General features: G+C 62.0%; 18 protein-coding genes and 1 pseudogene. 13 read left to right on the forward strand and 6 right to left on the reverse strand.

Annotation, left to right across the window (positions count from 1 at the left end):
• Position 1 precedes the first annotated feature (1 nt).
• The 6 genes and pseudogenes from AC1C2Q_RS11435 (at position 2) to AC1C2Q_RS11460 (ending at position 5,652) form a co-directional block, all read left to right on the forward strand.
• Positions 2-814 carry a MaoC/PaaZ C-terminal domain-containing protein gene (locus AC1C2Q_RS11435; protein WP_495450201.1) on the forward strand — a complete coding sequence of 271 codons (813 nt, stop codon included), beginning with the start codon at positions 2-4 and terminating at the stop codon, positions 812-814.
• 268 nt (positions 815-1,082) lie between these two features.
• Positions 1,083-1,460 (forward strand): oxidoreductase C-terminal domain-containing protein, encoded by a 378-nt coding sequence (locus tag AC1C2Q_RS11440; RefSeq protein WP_495450202.1) that lies wholly within the window; start codon positions 1,083-1,085, stop codon positions 1,458-1,460.
• Positions 1,435-1,839, forward strand: coding sequence for an HtaA domain-containing protein (locus AC1C2Q_RS11445; RefSeq protein ID WP_495450203.1), 405 nt, complete (start codon positions 1,435-1,437; stop codon positions 1,837-1,839). The genes AC1C2Q_RS11440 and AC1C2Q_RS11445 overlap by 26 nt, the downstream gene beginning before the upstream one ends.
• Positions 1,840-1,863: 24 nt before the next feature.
• Positions 1,864-2,544 (forward strand): annotated as a pseudogene (locus tag AC1C2Q_RS11450) (SDR family NAD(P)-dependent oxidoreductase).
• Positions 2,545-2,807: 263 nt separating this feature from the next.
• Positions 2,808-4,418: an ABC transporter substrate-binding protein gene (locus AC1C2Q_RS11455; protein WP_495450204.1), complete on the forward strand. Its 1,611-nt coding sequence runs from the start codon at positions 2,808-2,810 to the stop codon at positions 4,416-4,418.
• A gap of 118 nt (positions 4,419-4,536) precedes the next feature.
• Complete coding sequence (locus AC1C2Q_RS11460) at positions 4,537-5,652, forward strand: serine hydrolase domain-containing protein (RefSeq protein ID WP_495450205.1); 1,116 nt, start codon at positions 4,537-4,539, stop codon at positions 5,650-5,652.
• Between the two features lie 82 nt (positions 5,653-5,734).
• Here the strand turns inward: AC1C2Q_RS11460 and AC1C2Q_RS11465 are convergent, their stop codons facing one another.
• Positions 5,735-6,919, reverse strand: coding sequence for a flavin reductase (locus tag AC1C2Q_RS11465; protein WP_495450206.1), 1,185 nt, complete (start codon positions 6,917-6,919; stop codon positions 5,735-5,737).
• Positions 6,920-6,981: 62 nt separating this feature from the next.
• On the opposite strand from AC1C2Q_RS11465, the gene AC1C2Q_RS11470 reads away from it, so the two are divergent.
• A complete protein-coding gene (locus AC1C2Q_RS11470) occupies positions 6,982-8,343 on the forward strand; it encodes an NtaA/DmoA family FMN-dependent monooxygenase (RefSeq protein ID WP_495450207.1) in 1,362 nt (453 codons plus the stop codon).
• 104 nt (positions 8,344-8,447) lie between these two features.
• Here the strand turns inward: AC1C2Q_RS11470 and AC1C2Q_RS11475 are convergent, their stop codons facing one another.
• From AC1C2Q_RS11475 to AC1C2Q_RS11485, 3 genes are all read right to left on the reverse strand, one after another.
• On the reverse strand, positions 8,448-9,914 hold the full coding sequence (locus AC1C2Q_RS11475) for an MFS transporter (protein ID WP_495450208.1): 1,467 nt from the start codon (positions 9,912-9,914) through the stop codon (positions 8,448-8,450).
• A 130-nt stretch (positions 9,915-10,044) separates the two neighbouring features.
• Positions 10,045-11,235, reverse strand: a complete 1,191-nt coding sequence (locus tag AC1C2Q_RS11480; RefSeq protein WP_495450209.1) for a serine hydrolase domain-containing protein — start codon at positions 11,233-11,235, stop codon at positions 10,045-10,047.
• Positions 11,236-11,388: 153 nt separating this feature from the next.
• A complete protein-coding gene (locus AC1C2Q_RS11485) occupies positions 11,389-12,990 on the reverse strand; it encodes an ABC transporter substrate-binding protein (RefSeq protein ID WP_495450210.1) in 1,602 nt (533 codons plus the stop codon).
• Between the two features lie 437 nt (positions 12,991-13,427).
• Between AC1C2Q_RS11485 and AC1C2Q_RS11490 the strand changes: the two genes are divergently transcribed.
• From AC1C2Q_RS11490 to AC1C2Q_RS11515, 6 genes are all read left to right on the forward strand, one after another.
• Positions 13,428-14,384 (forward strand): ABC transporter permease, encoded by a 957-nt coding sequence (locus AC1C2Q_RS11490; RefSeq protein WP_495450211.1) that lies wholly within the window; start codon positions 13,428-13,430, stop codon positions 14,382-14,384.
• Positions 14,381-15,298 carry an ABC transporter permease gene (locus AC1C2Q_RS11495; RefSeq protein WP_495450212.1) on the forward strand — a complete coding sequence of 306 codons (918 nt, stop codon included), beginning with the start codon at positions 14,381-14,383 and terminating at the stop codon, positions 15,296-15,298. Before AC1C2Q_RS11490 ends, AC1C2Q_RS11495 begins: the two co-directional genes overlap by 4 nt.
• Positions 15,298-16,320 (forward strand): ABC transporter ATP-binding protein, encoded by a 1,023-nt coding sequence (locus AC1C2Q_RS11500; protein ID WP_495450213.1) that lies wholly within the window; start codon positions 15,298-15,300, stop codon positions 16,318-16,320. Before AC1C2Q_RS11495 ends, AC1C2Q_RS11500 begins: the two co-directional genes overlap by 1 nt.
• Positions 16,313-17,359 carry an ABC transporter ATP-binding protein gene (locus AC1C2Q_RS11505; protein ID WP_495450214.1) on the forward strand — a complete coding sequence of 349 codons (1,047 nt, stop codon included), beginning with the start codon at positions 16,313-16,315 and terminating at the stop codon, positions 17,357-17,359. Before AC1C2Q_RS11500 ends, AC1C2Q_RS11505 begins: the two co-directional genes overlap by 8 nt.
• Positions 17,360-17,425: 66 nt before the next feature.
• Positions 17,426-18,493 carry an LLM class flavin-dependent oxidoreductase gene (locus tag AC1C2Q_RS11510; RefSeq protein WP_495450215.1) on the forward strand — a complete coding sequence of 356 codons (1,068 nt, stop codon included), beginning with the start codon at positions 17,426-17,428 and terminating at the stop codon, positions 18,491-18,493.
• Positions 18,494-18,587: 94 nt separating this feature from the next.
• Positions 18,588-19,457: a poly(ethylene terephthalate) hydrolase family protein gene (locus AC1C2Q_RS11515; protein WP_495450216.1), complete on the forward strand. Its 870-nt coding sequence runs from the start codon at positions 18,588-18,590 to the stop codon at positions 19,455-19,457.
• Positions 19,458-19,555: 98 nt separating this feature from the next.
• On the opposite strand, the gene AC1C2Q_RS11520 is transcribed toward AC1C2Q_RS11515, so the two are convergent.
• Both AC1C2Q_RS11520 and AC1C2Q_RS11525 read right to left on the reverse strand, forming a co-directional pair.
• Positions 19,556-20,872: an MFS transporter gene (locus tag AC1C2Q_RS11520; RefSeq protein ID WP_495450217.1), complete on the reverse strand. Its 1,317-nt coding sequence runs from the start codon at positions 20,870-20,872 to the stop codon at positions 19,556-19,558.
• Entirely contained in the window at positions 20,869-21,210 is a 342-nt protein-coding gene (locus tag AC1C2Q_RS11525; protein WP_495450218.1) for a carboxymuconolactone decarboxylase family protein, read from the reverse strand. Before AC1C2Q_RS11525 ends, AC1C2Q_RS11520 begins: the two co-directional genes overlap by 4 nt.
• Positions 21,211-21,379 lie beyond the last annotated feature (169 nt).

A 21,379-nucleotide genomic window follows, 5' to 3' on the forward strand; every position in this document is an offset into this window, starting at 1 on the left:
AATGTTGAGCGAGACGGATGTGATTGATGCGCGAACCGCGCGCACCGTCGCGGCCTTCTTCGATCTCGATGTTGAGAGTTTCGTCGACGGGCGTGAGCTACCGCTGATGTGGCATTTCTTCTACTTCCTTGCGCGACCCCGGCGATCTGAGATCGGTCCAGACGGACACCCCACTTCAGGAGCAGCCACGCCACCGGGCACCCGCCGCATGTTCGCTGGCGGCAGAGTGAATTTGCGCCCTGGTGCGCGGATCGGTGACGTTTTGACGGCAACTCAGGAGGTCGTTGGCGAAAAGGTCAGGGAGGGCCGTTCCGGAGATCTGCACTTTGTGACCCACCGCACGACGATTGCCTCGTCCGGTGGTCATCCGGCGCTGATCGATGAGCGAGACATCGTCTACATTCCGCTCGATCAAGCGGAACGGAACACGAGGGCGCGCGCGGCGCATCCGCCAGAGCCCGGGTTCTCGACGGATGTGGAGCGGCCGTTCCCAGTAAACCCAGCGGTGCTATTTCGATTCTCCGCGCTTACATATAACGCTCACCGCATACATTATGATCGCGATTACGCGCGCGTCGAGGAGGGCTACCCCGGGCTCGTCGTCCATGGTCCGCTGCAGGCGGTGCTCATGGCTGGTCTGGCGATCGAGCAGTGGGGCGACTCAGGTAGGCCGGTGCGCTTCAGCTACCGGTTCACCGCGCCCTTGCTCGAAGACGACGGGCTTTGGGTGAGGGCCGCTCGTCGGGACGGTGCGATCGTCACAGAAGTAGTCGACGCTACGGGACGCGTCACCGGTAAAGGGCGCCTGGAGTAGCTTCCCGACTAGTTCCCCGCGGATGCCGCACCGTCGGCTCGTTGGTGGTGAGCCACCCGGGCAGTGCCCCGAGTATCTGTTCGACGAGGATCTCCTTCGGCATTGCCGATCGGTTCGAAGCCATGCAGTCATCACCGCGCTGAGGCCCCGGCGGTGAATGTCGCGAACACTTCTGTCTCGGACGGTGGTGGGATGCGAAAGTCATCAGGTGCATCGCGTCGCGCGAGGGAGCAAAGGGCCCAGATCTGCGCCGCGTAGTCGTGGCGTCGTGGACTCTGAGCGACACCTTCCATGGCGCCGCCGCCGTATAGAAGGCGCTGGGGGCAACGGCGTCGAGATCGATGCTTACGGACGCACCAGCCTTCCGGACATCTACGCTGTCGGCGACTGCACCAACTTCCCTCTGGCGGGCGACGCCACCGACTCGAATCCTGCAGAATGCCGTGGAGCAGGGCAAACTGGTGGCAGCGTCGATCATGGGCGGTGCCGAGGAGTATCCGCTCGTCCCGTCCTCTGGTCGCACCAATACCACCTCAAGATCAAGATGATCGGGTTGTTCACCGGTTACGAGGAAGCGATCGTCCGCGCCGGCGACGACGCCGACTCGTTCTCGGTGATCTATGTATCGAAGCGATCGGCGCTTTGACGCCGTGACGGAAACTGAACCGGCCCATACTGGCAGCCTCTCCTACGGTGGGTTGGTGGAGTTCCGCGGCTTTGGCGGACTGCTGCGTGTGCAGGTGCCTGACCCGCGGATCCACGTCGCATCCGATCGAGGCGGCTCGGTTTCGGCCGCTCGCTCGACGGACCGGAGGGTGGTGATCGCGACGTTCACCGAGTGCGTCACTCGTGGGCGAACACTCTCCGTCGTCGCCCCCAGACTGACGTCGGCGGGCGTCTCCCTGCTCGGGGCCGTGTACGCGCCCGGGGGCCTTCTCGACCCGATTGAGGTGCGACACCTGGCGGCACCTCTGTCTCCTACGAGCATGAACTCTTGCATGAAAACGAAAGGATTTCGCAGATGAGAATCAGCGGTTCATCCCACGATCGTGACCGGTGGGGCGTCCGGCCTGGGTTTTGCCACCGCGAAGCGGCTTGCATCTCAGGGCGCTCGGGTGACGATCCTCGACCTCGCCTCGTCGCAGGGTGATGCGGCGGCGGTCGAGATCAGGGGCGTGTTCGTGCCCACCGACATCACGGACGAGACCAGGCGCGCGGGACTTGCCGCCGCTCCCGGTTCGATTCGTGCCGTGGTCCACTGCGCGGGCGGCCCCGGTCGCAGTGGCGTGCTTTAGGCGGACGGTTCCGCCGAGCCGCTGTCCAATTTCACCTTTAATGTGCTGCGGTTCGCGGACGAGGCAATGGCAGCCAACGGCCCGGAAGACGGCGAAGGAGGAGTGTGTGTACTCACTTCCTCGATCGCCGCGTACGAGAGCAAGATCGGGCAAGTATCGTACGCGGCGTCGAAGGCGGGCATCGTGGGCCTGACGCTGGTCGCCGCCCGCGATCTCGCGAGTCGTCAGATCCGAGTGTGCACCATCGCACCGGGTCTTTTCGATACCTGGCTTCCCGCCGCGACCTTCGACCGATTCTCCAGCTCGATTCCGCACCCCAACAGGTTCGGACGACCAGACGAGTTCGGTCTCCTGGCCGCTCAGATCATTGAGAATCCGATGCTCATGGGCGAGACGATCCGTCTGGATGCCGCGTCACGACTTCCGGGGAGCTAGCGCGGACATCCAGCGGTCGGGTCAGGATCGGATTGTACCCGTGAAGTGGGTAACGAATTGATGAAGGGTGTCATAAAAATAGTTGACAGTCCAACAAGCGCCTACTAGCGTCAGCGTCAGAGGCCATTGTGGTTTCTGAGGCGGAGGCTCGAAGACTGTATTTCGAGGCCAGACCGTGAGCAGCGAAGCTCGCGTGTGACGCGGGGGATCGCTGCCGCGCGAGGAGGTGCCGCCTTCCAAGTGAACAGTTATGAGGCAAAGAGATGAAGCACAAAGGCGTGAAGTATCTTGTCGCGATCGTGGCCGCGGGGTTGTTGGTGGGTTGCGCAAGTGGCGGCGGGGGAGGCGACGGTCCGGCACCCGAGCCATCCGCGGACGCGGGTGCCATCGTCAAGGGTGGACACGCGGTGATCGCGTTGAATAACGATACGCAAAGTCCCTTTGATCCTGCGCAAGGCACCAACGATCAGGCGCTCCGACAGATCATGGACCCGATCTGCGAGCGGTTGTACGAGGAGCTGTCGGACGGGTCAGCCGTGCCGATGCTCGCGACCGAGATGCCCGATGTCTCGGAAGATGGGCTGACGCTCACTGTGCCATTGCGCGAAGGAGTCGTCTTCAACGACGGGACACCGTTCGATGCCGAGGCCGTGAAGCATAACCTCGACCGCGCAGTGAATGACCCCCTATCGGTCCGTCAAATCGCAAAAGATTACATAGAGTCGGTCGAAGTGGTCGACGAACTCACCGTCACCATCAACCTCACTCGCGCGTACAGTCCGATCATCGCGGAACTGACGGACTTCACCGGAATGATCGCCTCGCCCACCGCACTCAAGGAAGAGGGCGAAAACTTCGTTAACGCTCCGGTGTGCGTAGGGCCCTTCGAATGGACCAGTCGCACGCCAGGCGATTCGACGGTGGTGACGAAGTCTGACCTCTATTACGACAAGGACAAGGTCAACCTCGACGAGGTCACCTTCAAGGTCATCCAGGACTTCCAGGCGAAGGAGAACAACGTCGAGTCCGGTGACATCCAGTTCGCGGCCATCGGTGATGCATTCTACGAGCGGATGAAGGGGTCCGACTCGGTCGACGCCTACATGACTCCGCGTCCGGGTGGCACGCTGTTCACGTTCAACGTCGGAAACGTGGCGGGCGTGAGCGAGCCATACCGCGAAGCAGACAATATCATGGCCCAGCACCCCGAGCTTCGCGAGGCGTTCGCGTTGGCAATCGACGCGGCTGCGCTGACTCAGGCGACACAGGGCGGGGACGCCCCGGCGGGCTGCACGCCGATTCCGCCGATGAGTCCGTTCGCGTCGGAGATCGAGTGCACGCCGTTCAACCTTGATAAGGCGAAGAAGCTTGTCGAGGAGTCTGGTGTGCCCACGCCGATCAAGCTGAAGTTCAAAGTACCGACCTACGCTTGGGTGTCCAAGGGTGCCGAGGTAATCCAAGCAATGGTCAAGGAAGCCGGCTTCGACGTGGAGATAGTCACGCAGGAGGCGCTGTCGGTATTTGATGACCTTCGCTCAGGCAACTTCGTGCTGGCGGCGATGCCGATGGCCGCGACGGTCGCCGACCCCAGCCATGTGATGTTCTTCGAGACCGGGAAGCCGACGAACTGGGGCGGCTACTCCGATCCAGAAGTGGACGGCTGGATCGCAGCTGCGCGCGAGACGTTCGATGAGGAGGAGCGCACCGAGCTCTACAAGAAGGCGCTGGAGAAGTACAACAAGGAGCACATCTATGTCATGACCGCGGGGCTTGTCACGCACTGGGCCACGCCCAGCAACTTCGTCACCCCGCAGGGCATCAGCCCGAGTGCGAACGTCTACCTCAAGGAAGCGGGATTCACCAAGCTCCCCTGATCAGCCACGCGCCAGCGTGGGTGGCCACACTGCGGGGGCCACCCACGCTGCCGTACGAGTAGTGGACGAGCACGCAGACCCCGCAATGCGGAAATGGTCGAGAACGTAAGGAGAGCTGATGGGTCAGATGCATGGGAATGTGGCAGTTGGGTTCGAGCACGTCCGTGAGGTGTTCGAAGAGAACTTTCGAGTAAGAGGCGACGCCGGCGCGGCCTTCGCAGCGACGCATCGCGGAGAACTCGTCGTCGACCTTTGGGGAGGGATCGCTGACCCGGACACCGGGAGGGCGTGGGACCGAGACACGGTGTCGGTAGTCAACTCAGGGACCAAGGGGATGAGCAATTTCTGCCTGATGCTCCTCTACGATCGCGGCTTGTTCGGGCTCGATACCCCGCTCGCCGACTTCTGGCCCGGCTTCGGGGCGGCGTATAAAGAGCAGGTGACTGTGCGACACGTCGTCGCCCACACGGCCGGCCTTCACATGACGCGAGAGCCGGTGACATTCGCGGACTTCGTGGACAGTGAGGGAATGATGCGACGCGTTGCGACGGATGAACCGTTCGCCACGCCGGGAACCGCTTTCGCATACCACGGATTGACGTTCGGCAGCCTCGCCGCGGGCATCGTCAAGCACATAGACGGTCGCAGCATCGGACGCTTCTTCGCAGAGGAGTTCGCAGCGCCCCTGGGGATCGACGCGTGGATTGGCTTTCCGTCAGAAGAGGGGGCCCGACTGGCCCCGTTGCACGGTGACTCCTGGTACACCCTGGAGCCGGACAATCTCTATCCGTTCAATGATCTGACTGCTCTTCGAGCCGAGATTCCAGGGGCGACCGGAGTCGCCAGCGCGCGAGCGATGGCACGCCTCTACGAGTTGCTTGCGCTGGGCGGGACTGTCGACGGCCGCCAATACTTCTCGGAGGAGACGGCTGCCCAGGCAGCGAAAGTCTTGGCGGAAGGGCTCGATCAGGCGATCCGGCGGCAGTGGAAGCGCGGATTTGGCTTCATAGTCTCGCTCGACCCGCCGAGCAACCCGCAGGTCACAACTCTCGGTCACCCCGGCGCGGGCGGATCGGAGCACGCGGCATGGCCGGAGCTCGGAGCGGCCTACTCGTATGCGATGACGCAGATGAGGCTGGGTCCATTTGAGGACGGCGCCCCAGTTGTGATGGATGCGCGTCCTGCTGCACTCGTCGACGCTCTGTACGGTTGCGTTGTGAACGCCTCAGCCTGACAAGGACGAGGTTGGTTGAGGCTTCGGGCCCGGTAGGTGGGAAGCCCACCCTGCCGGGCCCTGCTCGTGTGAGTGGGTCGAATCAACTGATCGCGTCGACGTCACTGATCGTCGCCGTGGCACGCTGCGCGGATGCCACCAGCTCGTCTGTCATGAAATTGACCCGACCCAGTTCGGTGCCCAGCGGGATGTCGGCGAGCGTGAACATCAAGGAAACTTTTGCGTCCGCGCCGAAGATGGGCGCGGACAGCGCCTGCACCTTCCCTGCGGTATCGCTGTTGATGTCGGACGGGTTAGGGAGCGCACCCAGATTCGCGATGGCCTGTGCGAGGCTGCGATCGAGCCCCGGCGTCTGTCCGAACTCGGCGATCTTTGCCATGGTCTCCCAGACTTCGTCTAGCGCGTCGGAATGGAAGTTCGGCACCCAGCCGTGGGCCCGTGCCGATTCCAGCGAACGCTCCATCTGCTCCACTGCACCGGCATCGGAATGATTCGGAGTCCGGGCGTACCAGGCTTCGATGACCTCGCGTTCCTCCCACGCGACGAAGAGCCGCCCCCGGGGTGGCGCGAGAGGGAGCTGGATTCCTACCCGCGAGGGCACTGACGTCTGCGTGGGGGTGGCCGACGCCAGGAGGACCACACTGTCACCGGCCGGACCATAGATTTGGACTTCGACACCGACGGTTTGCGCCAAGTGCTCGGCTTCCGCCCGAACCCGGCTGGCGAGTACGATCTGCTCGTTACGCGCTTCTCCCGCACCGGCCAGAAGCGAGCTCAGGGCGAAAGCACCGTAACCGCCCTGGAAAAACAGCAGGGGCAGCGTCGGGTTGGCAATATCAAGCTCCTGGACTCGGCCGAGCGCGATGTAGTGATCACCCGCTTCGTGCACGTCCTCGAGCGTGCAATCGATCCATGCGACGACGCCGTCTACGATCGGTGCTCCGGAGGGTGCGGGATGCCAGTCGATGCCGGCGAATTTGTCGGTACCCCTGCTGGCGAACGCGCGGCATGCCGCCTCTTGCGTAGCGGCGAGCACGTTCACGCAGAAGGATGCGGCCTCCCGGATCTTGGGGAATGTGGACGAGTTCTTATCAGGAAGAAAAGCGACCAGCGGTGGGTCGAGCGAGACGGACGTGAACGAACTCACGGCCATACCGATCGGTCGACCGTCCGCGTCCATGGCCGTTATCACTGCGACGCCGGTCGGGAAGTGCCCGAGCACGTTGCGGAACTGACGAGGGTCCACGGCGGGGAAGGAGGTCGACATACTGGCCATAATAGACATATATTAGCTATGCAACAAACTATTTCTGTTTTGGGAGGACGATGATGACCGGCGAATCCAGCGACCGTGAGATGATTCTCGGATGGCTGTTCCATCCCACTGGGGCGCATCCGTCCGCGTGGATGGATATCCATACCGAAGAGGATCCAATTACCAGCTTTGAGCGTTTCAAGGCGATGGCCCAGGAAGCGGAGCGAGCGAAGTTGCACTTCGTCTTCCAGCCGGACTGGCCCTCGGTACGCACTGGAACTCCGGAGCGAATCGCCCTCAACACGTACTACAACGTGATCCTCGAGCCGATCCCGTTGATGTCAGCGCTGTCATCTGTCACCTCGAAGATCGGGCTCGTCGGCACGGGATCGACGAGCTTCACCGAGCCGTATAATCTTTCCCGGCAGTTCGCGGCGCTCGACCACATCAGCGGGGGTCGCGCAGGGTGGAACATCGTCACCACGCGCTCTCCTACGGCCGCATGGAACTACGGCCTCGACAAAGAGATTCCGCACGAGCTGCGCTACCAGGTCGGCGAGGAGTTCGTAGACGTCGTCAAGCAGCTGTGGGACAGTTACGAGGATGACGCGATCATCCGGGACGCCGAGTCTGGCCGCTACTTCGACCCGAAGAAGCTCCACATCACCAACTATGAGAGCGAGCAGTTCAAGGTTCGGGGCCCGCTCAACATCTCGCGACCCCCTCAGGGGCATCCCGTGATGTTCCAAGCCGGTGCTTCGCCCACGGGAATGAAGCTCGGTGCGCGCGTAGCGGACGTGATCTTCTGCATCCACGAGAAGCTCGAGGACATGCAGAACTTCTCGAACAAGGTTCGGGAGTTGGCGGTCGAGCACGGTCGGGCGGCATCGGATGTCAAGATCTGCTGCGCATTCGACATAGTCGTCAAGAAGACGGCTGCCGAAGCGGACGAAGCGATTGCACGCTTGGATGCGATGGTCCATCCGGATGCGATCAAGGACAAGGTGTCTGAGGACATTGAGGCAGACATCACCCATCTCGACGTCGATGATCTCCTCACCGTCGATCACCTCCCGGCGGAGGCCAACTCCAGTAAGTCGGGTGATTCCGTAATCCGAGGATGGCTTCAGGAAGGGCCGATGACGGTTCGTGAAGTGTACAAGCGCTTCATGTCCCGCTCAGCCGTGAAGATCCACGGTGATCCCGTTCAGGTTGTGGAAAAGATGGAGGAGTGGTTCAGGTCCGGAGCCACCGACGGATTCATGCTGTTCTTCCCATTGCCTTCGGGCATGTGGGACTTCAACGAGCTTGTCGTCCCGGAACTTCAGCGCCGCGGCCTCTTCCACACCGAGTACACCGGCAACACGTTCCGGGAGAGCCTGGGATTGTCCCGCCCGGAACACCCGGCAGCCGCCGATCGTCGCGAAGGTGAGTGAGCGACCCCGCGAGTCGTGAGATCCGGGTTCTTCGTCAGCCGGCAGAGCCATCGGCGGTGGCACGTGCTCGCAGAGCCCCGCCTTCGCTCATCGGTGGATCGAGGCTAAGACGTATCCGTAACCTCGCCCGTCGGCCGGCGCCGGCGCCCGATACTGGCGTCGATGATCGCGATGAGGAATCCCACGGCGACGAAGCAGGCGACGGCGATCATGGCGTAGGCGTACGCGTTGCGATAGACGACATCGACCGAGGCCCCGCTCGCCTCGTCACTGTAGATCGTCGCATAGAACACGGACAACGCCACTGCTATGCCGATCGAGTTCCCGATGCGCTGGCCGAGCTGACCGACGGACCCGGCGAGTCCGCCGTGCTCGACCGGAATTTCCTCGAGCGAGAGGGTCTGATTGGGTGAGATCACGAGACCGATGCCGAATCCTGAAAAGGTCATGATCACGGCCATGATCCAGGGAACCCAGCCCGATGGCGCAGTGACGGCCACCGCGGTCAGACCAATGACACCCAGGAGCATCGCTGCCAGACCGCATCCTACGAGACGGCGGCCATAGCGAATGACGAGGCGTCCCCCTATCCACGAGGAGATGGAGCTCGCCAGCGCGGCGCCAATCGACACCATTCCTGCGTAGACCGGGGAGATGCCGAGGCCCATCTGCAAGAAAAGCGCCGTCAGCAGGAACGTCGGCTGCAGGGCAGTGTTGACGGCGGTCTGTATGAGAGTGCCATTGCGGAACGACGATATCCGGAATAGCCGCAACGGCATGAGCGGCGCTCGTCCGTGCGCCTGATATATGCGCTCCCAGGCGACGAACGCCGCAGCGAAGAGCACGAATAGGACGAGCAGCCACCAACGCCGTGGGTCATCGGTCGACGAGCCGGTTGTGAAAAGAAACGGCCACATGAGCGCAACCACCGTGAGCCCGAGGAGAATCACGCCGAGGGGATCCAACGCGAGCTTCTTCGCCGAGGTCCACCGGCTTCTCGGCAACAAGCGGACCGCGAGAAAGATCGCGATCAGGCACAACGGCACGTTCATCCAGAAGATCCATCGCCAGCCATCGGTCGGGCCACCCAGTTCGATCAGCAGGCCGCCGATGGTGGGACCGAAGGCGGTTGCAACGCCCACAGTGGCACCGAACATACCGAACGCGCGACCGCGTTGGGTTCCTTGAAACAGTTCCTGGATGAAGCCGATCACTTGTGGCATTTGCATACCTGCCGCGACTCCCTGCAGTAGACGTCCGATGAGGAGCATTTCGCTCGTGGTCGCTATGCCGCATATGAAGCTCATAACGGTGAACAGCGCAAGACCAAGAAGAAGGAGGGTGCGGCGCGAACGCTGGTCACCGAGTCTTCCCATCGGCACGATGACCAGGCCGAAGGTCAACACATAGCCAGAGATGATCAATTGCAGTGTGGTAGACGACGCGGCCAACCCGGTCTCGATCGAGGGCAGGGCGACATTCAGCTTCGACATGTCGAGAATCGTGAGCGCACCGACCGCGGCGCAAATCCAGAACGCACGCCATCGTTGGCGTTCGGTGAGCTGACTCATGAGGTCACGTGGAGTCGGTCCAAGATCGACAGACCACGCATGTTCCGTCCGATCGGCCTGGCTCCGTATCCCGGATCTCCCGCCTGGTCAGGCAGAGCATCACCGCAGGGCTTCCGCAGGCGTCGGTCGTCTAGCTGATAGATGTGTGCACCGCATCCAGAAGAAGCTGTCCGCGCTCATCTCCTTCCGTCGCCCGCATCTCATTCATGACGTACGAGAACGAGATTCCGAGTTCCGGCCATGCGCCATGGAGAGAGCCGCCGGCACCCGGGTGCCCAGGATCCACGATGGTAGGGTCACCGGCTGGCCGCATGAAGTCGAGCATGAAACCGAAGGACCACCGCCGCGGCTTCTGGCTCGTCCAGTCCCGGCCGGGGATCGAGTGCGCGACAGCATCTGCGGCGGTCTCTGCCGAGAAGAATTCGCGTCCGTCGACCGTCCCGCCCAGGGCGAGCACGTCATACATCCGTGCCATGGACCGTGCGTTCGATACGCCTCCGCCAGCAGGCAGAACGGCGCGGAGGATCGACGGCTCGTTCCAGAAGATGGGGTAGCGCTCGGTATCGAACCCGTGGTGGAGGTCGATGGTCCGAGACATTGCTCGGAAGAGTTCGGGGTCGGGGGAATCCTCGGCTCGGTAGAGTCCACCGGTGGGCCACGTCGCTCCGTGCCGAAGTGGCGCATGGCGATCGAACTGTTCCGTAGGAAATGCAAGCCAGGCGTCAAGACCGAGCGGTGTGGCGAACTCTTCCTCGAAGAACACGTCAATGCTCCGCCCGTCGAGATGCTTGACGATCCCCGCGGCCAGCCACCCGGCCGTGATGGCGTGATATGACACGACGGTACCGGGCTCCCAGAATGGCTTCTCCTGAGCGATCCGCTCGATCATGTGATCCAGATCGACGAGCTCGTCGTGTCCCGCGCCATCGCGGAGTGCCTGCAGTCCCGCGGTGTGGGTGAGAACATGGCGGACCGTCACCGTGTACCCGTGGCCGCTTCCGAAGCCGGGCCAGATCTCCGACATCGGCGAATCCAGCTCGAAAAGGCCTCGATCATAGAGTGCGAGCACGCACAGCGCGGCCATTCCCTTGGTCCCGGACATGAGACCAGAGACGGTGTCGCGCTCCCATGCACGTCCGGTCTCGGGATCTGCGACGCCGCCCCACAGGTCCACGACCGGCTTGCCGTGCTGCCGCACGGCGAAACTCGCGCCGAGATCGCCTCGCTCGGAGAAGTTCTCCTCGAACGTCGCCTTCACTCGCTCGAACCCCTCGGCGACGGTGCCTCTGACGAGGTCCGTCTTCTGATAGCTACCACTCATGTACTCGCATCCTTCCGTTCATCGTTGAACGCCAGCTGGCCGCCTGATGTCATCCTCTCGAGGCAAACATAGATTGTCAACCACATTTTTTGTTGAGAGCGAAGGGGTGCCCAGGCGTGAGCCCGGACACCCCTTGTCGACGCGTGAACGCGCCTACTTCGTGATGAATCCCGCTTCCTTCAGGTAGATGTTCGCGGCCGGGCTGATGCCCAGCGGCGAAACGAAGTCTCCTGAAGTTGCCCAGTGGGTGATCAGGCCACCGGTGATGACGTACGCGTATGCGGAGTTGTACTTCTCCACAGCCTTCTCGTACAGCTCAGTGCGCTCCTCGACATCGAACGTCTCTCGCGCGGCCTTGAGCCAAGCCTCGACCTCGGGGTCGGTGTAGCCCGCCCAGTTCTCCGGCGCACCGTGCCAGTAGGGAGTCGCGAACACGGGATCCGCGTTCGTCGGCGCCATCGGCATGGTGGCCAACTCGAAGTTGCCTGAGCGGAGATCGTTGAAGACCGAAAGGGGCTCCTGAGTCACGATCTCCACGTCGAAGCCGACCTCCTTGACCATTGCTTGGATGACCTCGGCGCCCTTGGCCACCCACGCGTACGTCGGGACGGTGAACTTGAGCTTGATCGGCGTGGGAACGCCGGACTCCTCGACCAGCTTCTTCGCCTTCTCTACGTCATACGGAGTGCACTCGATCTCCGCCGCGTATGCGCTGTCCGCCGGGATGGGCGTGCACGTGGTCGGGGCACCCGCGCCCTGCGTCGCAATCGCCAGGGCCTCGCGGTTGATCGCCAGTGTGAACGCTTCACGAAGCTCGGGGTGCTGCGCCATGATGTTGTCGGCCTCAGCGTAGGGTTCCGTAACCCCCGCTACATTGCCGAGGTTGAATGAGAAGCCGGTCGCACCTGGGCGAACAGTCACGTTCGCGTGCACCTTGTCGGAGTCTTGCATGCGCTCGTAGAAGGCGCTCCCGACGCTCCCAAACTGAAGATCGCCGGACTCGATGTTCGTCTCCTTGGCAGTGAAGTCGACGACGATATTGAAGGTGACGGAGTCAAGGTTGACGAGGTCTTTGTCGTAGTACACGTCCGATTTCGTGATCGTGACGCTCTCGCCAGGCACGCTGCTGTCGAATTGGAAGGGTCCCACGCACACCGGAGCGTCCGCGAACTTGTCGCCCGCAGCCTCCACAGCCGCAGGCGATGCCATCATGCCGGTGAAGTCGGTCAGCTCGGCAATGATCGGGCTATACTGCTGCGTCAGGCTGATGGCGAAGGTGTGCTCGTCGACAATCTCGACCGACTGGAAGTACTCCTTGGCCACGGTGCGGACCGATAGTGGGTCAGTCAGGGCGCGGTCCAGGTTGAACTTGACCGCCTCCGCGTTGAAGGGCGTACCGTCGTTGAAGACGACTCCTTCACGCAGCGGCACCGTGAGTGTCAGTCCATCTTCCGAAACCTTGGGCAACTCGGTGGCCAGCATGGGTGCCGCCGAGCCGTCAGGCATCTCTTCATAGAGGCGCTCGCAAATTGGGTCCATAACCTGACGGACGGACTGCCCGCTCGCCTGCAGGGGATCCAAAGGGCTCTGGATGCCGTTGTTTAATGCGATCGCCGCATTGCCACCTTCGACGAAGGTCACGGATTCCGTCGACGGTCCAGTCGGGGATGGGCTGGCGCCCGTTCCTCCTGTGCAGCCGGCGAGCAGGGCCACCGCGGCCACCGTCGTGAGAATCTTCACACCGTTGTGTTTCATAGTTTGCCTCGTAACAGGATTGATGATCGACTTTTACTGAAAGGTGCACAGCATGTTCGGCTGCGTTGCCGCCCTATGGCTCGGGTGGGCTCAATTGCCCATTTCCTGTGCTGTCTATTTCGGTGCTGCCTGCACCCCGCGCTGGGCTTGAATCACCCATGCGACACGATAGCATGAATAGATTGTCAACTAGCTAATTATTTTGATCCGCAAATCCCGCCTGTTGCTAGTTGACAAGCTAACATTCGTGGGGTTAGCTTCAGTACAGCTTCATCCCGCGCGGCAGCGGGTTAATCTCGGCTACCGAGTATGACAATCAAGGGAGATTTCGTCGTGAGCTTTGCACGTTGCTTGCCGGAGGTCGGAGACGACCAAACGGGGATGTCGCGTGCAGCAAACGTGAAGATATCCCCCGATGCGAACGAATCGGAGACAGTGTGGTCAGGTTCATCCTGAGACGATTGCTTGCGGCGCTCGTCGTGATGTTCTTCGCGGCGGTATTAGTATTCCTGGCCATGCGAGCGCTACCTGGCGGACCCGCTTTCGCGCTCGCTGGTGGTGAGTCCGCGACCCCGGAGATGATCGAAGAGATCAATCGGCGCCTCGGGCTCGACCAGCCGCTCCCGGTGCAGTTCTGGACGTATCTGACAAGTTTGCTCAGTGGCGACCTCGGCACCTCGACCCTTGCTCGCGCACCAGTCGCCGATCTGCTCGCGCTGCGGGTGCCCGTCACGTTGCAACTCGCCGCGGTGGCCATTCTCATCGGCGTCGCACTAGGCATCCCGGCTGGCATCATCTCGGCGTCCAAGAAGGGCAGCCCCCTCGACTTCGGCGCGTCGATTGTCAGCCTCCTCGGACTCTCGATTCCTCACTTCTGGCTGGGCATGCTCCTGATCCTGCTGTTCTCGCTCACGCTCGGTTGGCTCCCCGCTTCAGGCTTGGTCCCCTTCTCAGAGAGCCCTGTCGACTGGCTGCGGTCGATTATCATGCCGGCGTTTGCGTTGGGCACAGGCCTCGCGGCCGTTCTCATGCGTCAGACGCGCTCCGGCCTCCTGGGCCAGCTGGGAGAGGACTACGTCAGAACGGCTAAGGCCAAAGGGCTCCGCCGGCGAACACAGATTCGGCATGCCTCAAGAAACAGCATGACGACAGTCATCACCGTTTTGGGTCTGCAATTGGGCGCTCTCATCAGTGGCGCCGTCATCGTCGAGACTGTGTTCGTGCTTCCTGGACTGGGGAAGTTGATCATCGATTCGATCAGCGCTCGCGATTACGCCGTGGTGCAGGCCACCGTCCTCATCACGGTCAGCGCCTACGTCGTCATCAACCTCGCGATCGACATCCTCTACGCGGTGGCCAACCCCCGCGTGCGACTGGCAGGAGTGAGCGAATGACGCATCCAGGCAAGTTCCTCGTGGAACCGACGGATACGGTGCCGGTTCAGAGTCCCGCACCAGACCCGGGTGAAGGAGGTGTCTCGCGCTTCGCCATTCTTCGCAAGCAGCTGGGGCAGCGAAAGATCGTCGGCGTTGCGATGGTCTTTGTCGTCGCCTTCGTGCTCTTCGCCCTGCTGGGTCCGTTCTTCACTCTGGATCCCAACAAGCAGGATTACGCGGCGATGCTGATGCCACCCTCCGTCGAACATCTGCTCGGCACCGATCAATTGGGTAGAGACGTCCTGGCTCGGTCTGCACACGGTGCGAGGGTCTCCCTCATCGCGGGACTCGGTTCGACTGCCATGGCGATGGCCATCGGAGTTCCCCTCGGGTTGCTTTCGGGCTACTACCGCGGATGGCTGGACTCTGTACTGTCTCGGGCAACCGACCTTGTGCTGGCGTTCCCCTTCCTGATCTTCGCGGTCCTGCTGGCCGCCGTCTTCGGACCCTCGCTCTTCAATGTCATCATTGCGCTCGGTGTGGCTTTCACTCCGTCGGTGATCAGAGTGACGCGCGGCGAAGTCATGTCGTTGCGAGAGATGGACTACGTTTCCGGGGCGGTCGCGGACGGCGCGAGCGACGCGCGAATCCTCTTCCGCTACATCCTTCCCAATGGACTGAATCCACTGATCGTGCAGGCGACGATTTTCATTCCTGGTGCGATCATCGGCGAGGCTGCGCTCAGCTTCCTGGGGCTCGGTGTGCCGCCGCCCAACTCCTCGTGGGGCGTGATGCTCACAGCTGCTCAGCCGTACCTGAGCACAGCGCTCTGGTTGTCCCTCGTCCCTGGTTTGATGATCGTCATCACCACGCTGGCCTTCAATCTCTTCGGAGACGGAGTTCGCGACGTCCTAGATCCGAGGAGTTCCTGATGCCACTTCTTAGCGTGCAGAACTTGGCCATTACGTTCCCAACCTTGCGGGGCGAGGTCTACGCAGTGAAGGACATCTCCTTCGAGTTGGAACCGGGTGAGATCCTGGCCCTTGTCGGGGAGTCGGGATGCGGGAAGTCGGCGACCGCGATGGCGATACCACGGCTCCACCCTCCTCATGTGCGGATCGACGGAAGCATCGAATTCGACGGCAGAGATCTCGCCTCGGTAAGTGAGGAGGAGATGCAGCGGATCCGCGGCGACCAGATTTCGATGATCTTCCAGGAACCCATGACGTCTTTGAACCCCGCGTATACGACGGGATATCAGATCGTCGAAGTGATCCGTCGACACGAATCGATCAGCAAGTCGGAGGCGCGCAAGCGCGCGGTCGATCTGCTGCGTCTCGTCGGCATCTCCGACCCCGAGAGTCGAGTCAATGCCTACCCGCACCAGATGTCCGGAGGTATGCGCCAGCGCGTCATGATTGCAATGGCTGTGGCGTGCAATCCGAAGCTCCTGATTGCGGATGAGCCGACGACGGCGCTCGACGTCACCATCCAGGCAGGCATTCTTGAGTTGATCCAGGAACTCCGGGAAACCCTCGGAATGGCGGTCATCTTGATCACGCACGACCTTGGCGTTGTCTCGGAGCTCGCCGACCGTGTGACGGTGATGTACTCAGGTCGGAAGGTCGAGGAAGCCCCGACGACAGACCTCATCATGCGCCCGCGCCACCCCTATACCGTGGGCCTGCGAGATGCTCTTCCGTCGACAGCGGCGCTCTCCGGCGGGCCGCGGCGATTGCGCGAGATCCCCGGACTCGTTCCGCTGCCTACTTCGGATCCGGATCTGTGTCAGTTCAATGACCGTTGCACTCTCGCGACGGAAATGTGTCGGCTGAAGCGGCCGGAATTCGAACAGATCGAGCCCGGGCATCACCTTGCTTGTTATCACCCGATTCCGGCGACACAGACCCAGCTCCTCGTCGATGTAGACCGTGAAGGATCCGCCCATGAGTGACAGTGAAGCCACACTGAAAGTGGCCACGCAAACGGACCAGGTCGCGGATCCGATTCTTGAGGTGCGTGATCTTAAAAAGCACTACACCGTCGGTAAGCAGGTCGTGCGAGCACTCGATGGCGTTGATCTGACCATCGGTCGTGGAGAGATCGTCGGCCTCGTAGGCGAATCAGGCAGCGGCAAGTCGACAATGGGCAAGTGCATCGCCAACCTCGTCAAGCCCACTAGCGGAAGCGTCCGCCTGAATGGTGTGGAGATCGCGTCCGCATCTCGCCGGCAGATGCGCCCGATGCGCCGCGTGGTGCAGATGGTGTTTCAGGACCCCTATAGCTCGCTCAATCCGCGGATGACGATCGGCGATATCGTCGCCGAGCCGCTGCGGCAGCAGAAGACCGGCCGCAAGGAAATGGAGCGCCGCGCCGGAGAGATCATGGAACGGTGCGGCCTACGACGGAGCATGGCGTCCCGGTACCCTCACGAGTTGTCGGGTGGTCAGCGCCAACGCGTCGGATTGGCGCGAGCGCTTGCGATCGGACCCGAACTGCTCATCGCCGACGAACCGGTCTCGGCGCTGGATGTGTCGGTACAGGCGTCGATCCTTAACCTGATCCTCGATCTCCAGAGTGAGATGGGTTTCTCTTGCCTTTTCATCACCCATGACCTTTCTGTCGTCGAGTTCATCAGCGACCGTCTCGCTGTGATGTACCTCGGAAAGATCGCGGAGATCGGCCCGCGCGAGAGGCTTTTCACCGACCCGCAGCACCCTTATACTCAGTCGCTTCTGTCCGCGGCTCCCGTCCCCGATCCGGAGCAGCAACGGCGTCGCCAGCGCATCGTGCTCAAGGGAGAGCTTCCCAACCCAGCCAACCCGCCGAGTGGATGCACGTTCCACACGCGGTGCCCGATCGCGCAGGACATCTGCGCCGAGAAGGTGCCCGCGTTGCTCGAGCGCAAGACGCCGGGGCAGGGCGTCTCATGCCACTTCGTGACGCCGGAGGGCGTCCCTGACATCACCCGGCTCGAGCATGCCGATGGCTGACCAGCGCAGGGCTCGACGAGGAAACACACAGCGATCCAAGACGGCGTTGCGCCAAGGAGGCAGCAAATGAGTTCAAGCGTGGAGTTTTGGACCGGCATCGGCGTCAGCGACCCGCGCGACGCGGCTGCGCGGGCCGAGCAGCTTGAGACGGATGGCTGGGACGGCCTATTGGCGTACGACTCTCAGAGTATGTTTCCGGATGGCTGGTCGTTCCTCACGTTGGCGGCCACGGCGACCAAGCGGGTCAAGCTTGCTCCCGGCGTGACCAACCTCGCAACTCGACATCCGTCGATCACCGCATCCGCAGCCGCGACTTTGCAGTTGATCTCCGGAGGTCGGGCGGTTGTCGGCGTCGGACGAGGCGACTCGGCCCTCGCATACATCGGGGCTTCGCCCCAGAACATCTCAACTTTCGAGCACTACCTGTCTGTGCTCCAGACGTATCTCCGCGGCGAGCAGGTTCCCATGGAGGTGGCCAGCGCGATGCTCGTCGATGTGAAGCGGGGCTTCGAAAATCTCGCAGTCGGATCCGCGCCTGCTGGCAGCTCGCTGAAGTGGCTCCCGGGCTACGACCTGCCCAAGGTTCCTGTCGATGCGTATGCCACCGGGCCTCGGGCGATCGCCGCATCCGCACGCACGGCGGACCGTGTCGTGCTGGGCCTCACCGCGGAAGTCAACCGGTTGGCGTGGGGGATCGACCTCGCGCGCACCGCAGCAGCTGAAGCCGGGCGCGAGGTCAGCGTGGGTTGTGTCGTCGTGGTCATTCCTCACGACGACGTGCGAATCGCCCGAGATATGGCGCGTTCCACTGTCGCAACGACAGCGCGGTTCTCTGTCATGAATAAGAAGGTCGTCGGCCCGGCTACTGCGAAGCAACGCGAGACGATGCTTAAGATCGCCGAGGTCTATGACATGAACAATCACGGCGGCGACGGCCCCCAGTCAAGGGTGGTCGATGACGAGTTCGTCGACCAGTATGCGATCGTCGGCAGCGTGGACACGTGCGTCGAGCGGCTCAACGAGCTCATTGCCCTGGGGCTCGACCGGTTTAACCTCGGTGTGTCCAAGGATCACCCCGACACGTACGACCGTTTAGTCAACGAGGTTCTTCCTCGTGTGAAGGCCGCGTCATAGCCGGCTGTTGTCACAACGACATGAGACGCTCGGCTGATCGAAGCCGTGCTGGAGGAAAATGATGACAGAACCCTTCCGCAATATGGATTTTACGGTGAACGATTACCCCGTGTACGACCCGGCGTACCCTCTTGGGCACTTCCCGATGCACTACATGAGTGCGGGTGAGCCGGTCCAAGCGTTCATATGGCTCGCCGCGGGGAAGGAGGCGCGAGGTTGCGTCATCATCCCGCCGCAGAAGAACGGGGGTGACAGTTTCGAGAGCCTCATCACTCCGCTGATCTCGTCCGGCATCCATGTCATGAAAATTCATCCTCGCGGCATGTGGGATCGCATTCCCTCGACCAACTCGCCCGCATCCACCATCGATGACATCCATGCGGCAGTCGAGTTCCTGAGATCCAACGGTGGCGCGCACCAGGGTTACGGGGTTCGTGAGCGGCCCTACTGGGTCGACCCCGACCGGATCGGCCTGATCGGCAAGAGCGGTGGTGGCGGCACCGCCGGCATGATCGCTGCGGCAGAGAACCCGCATCTGAACTCTGTCGTCGCGATCACCCCGGCAAATCTGGACCATTTCCGCGGCATGCCCGATCACATCAACCACGGGATCGGTGGGGCTGCCGAGAGGTCGGCCATCGCATTCTTCGCCAGAGACAAGGAAATCACGGCCGGCCGTGTCGACCATGCTCACAATATGGCGAACATGACCCCAGCGGAGTTTGATCGCGTGAGTATTGTGAGACGCGCTACCGAGCTTGTGGATAAGAATGTGCTGCTCGTCGGTGCGTCAGCCGACCCTGAGCATCTGGCAGGAACGCACCAGCCCATCGTGGACTCGATGCGCGCCGCTGGGGCGCGGAACTTCACTGAGGTCGTTCTCGAGGCAGACTCGTATTTTCTGACCGCCCGCATCGCGCTCGCACGTCTCGTCATCGATTGGTATCGACAGCAGAGCTTCTAGCTCTATGGAAACCACACGAGTCGTTGCGGCAGGGCATGTAACACGGCGCATTGCTCGGCCTACCGTGGGTCAGCCGAGCAATGCGTGATCGTCTTTGGTCAGAGTGTCAGTGTGGCGGGCGTCCGCGTCATCTGGACGAAAACGAGGACGGCGATGGCGATGCCGGTCACGACCAAGCCGAGTCCCGAGAAACCGATTCCTTGGAGGAGCGGACCTGCCAGAAGCGCTGCCATCGCCGCGACGATGTTCATTGAGGCGTCCGTGAACCCCTGGACCGAGATCCGGTACGAACCAGGAACGCTCCCGCTCACTTCGGCGGACCCGGTGATGGATCCGATCGACCACGCGACTCCGAGCAGGAACAGAGGTATCTCGACCAGAATCGGATGATCGCCCAGGGTGGAGGCGGTTGCGCCGGCGGCTATGAAAACGCACTGGCCAACCGTAGCGGCAAGCCGTGGTCCGATCCGGTCGATCATCATTCCCACCAGCGGGGCGAACGCGTACATCCCGACGATATGAATACTGATCGTCAGCCCGATCAGTTCCAGCGACGCACCATGATGATTCATATGCACTGGGGTCATCGTCATGAGCATGACCATCATCAGATGTGACGCCACCGCGGTGACGAATCCCATCCGCGCAGGGCTGTTCGACCAGATCACAACGATGCTCGGTCGTCCCTCGCCCCGGGCGCGCCGTCGCTCATTCGTCGCTTCGGTACCGCTCAGGCGACTGGCTTCCTTGAGCGGATCGGGTCTAAGAAGTACGAGCACGACGAGCGCTGTCACGATGAGAGCGACCGCTGAGATAACGAATGCCCCGGCGAGAGGCGGCATTCCCAGCATCTCCGAAACGACGCGACCGGGTGCTCCGAGATTCGGGCCGAGCACGGATCCGACGGTGCCGAGCCATACGACGTTAGATAGTGCGCGGCCGCTTCGCTCAGGCGTCGCGAGGTCGGTTGCCGTGAACCGCGTCTGTAGCATCACTGCATTGGCGGCTCCGAACAGGAGCATCCCAGCGATCATCAGAGCAGGGCTGTTGTACACGGATGCCGCGATCAACACGACCGCACCAAAGGTGGCGGTTCCAAGCCCGATGGTCAGACTGGTGCGCCGACCTGCTCGTATTGCGATCATTGCGAGGAGTATCCCGAAGATCGCCGCGCCGAACGTGGTCGACGTGCGTCCGATACCTGCCAATACTTCGGAGCCGGTGACCTCTTCTGCGAGCAGAACGCCGACAGAAGGTCCGGCGCCCATCCCGAACGACCCGAAGATCTGGATGATCATCAGCGCACGGACTGTCTTGCGCTGCTTCCTTGCGGTGTCTGGCTGGCGTCTCCAGTCGACTTCCGCGTCGGCCTGCTCCGATTGCGATCGGGCGTCTCCCGTGGAAGCCTCGCTCATGCGTGCGGTTCTGCATCCAGCCCGAACTTGAATCCGAGCCGGCCATGAGCGAATCCCCCACCGGCGCGGATCGCCGAAGCAACCCAGGCGGCCTCGGCGAGCTCCCCTTGCGACGCTCCAGCGGCGACGGCCTTCTTGCTGTGGGACTCGATGCAATAGACGCACTGCGTGGTGAGGGTCACCGCGAGCGCGATCAACTCGCGGTACTTGAGAGGAATTTCTCGTCCCTCCTCGGCGAACACAGCGCCGTTGAACTCGGCCCAGGTCTTGAGGATGTCGGGCGTGCTCTCCTTGTAGCGGGCGGTGTACTTGCTGTCGTCTTCGTCGAAGTAGCTCATACGATTCCTTGCGTTAGCGGTGGTGGTGGTGTCCTTGCTAACAAATAAGTTGTTGACAAGTTATTTAATAATCTCCCTCAACATAGCGCAACATCCCTAAACGGGGCTAGGTCTGTATCGTCTTGCCATTAGTCCTCTCCGAAGAGGGCGCGGCTATGTCCCGTGGGCT

The organism is Microbacterium sp. Y356, from assembly GCF_059445355.1.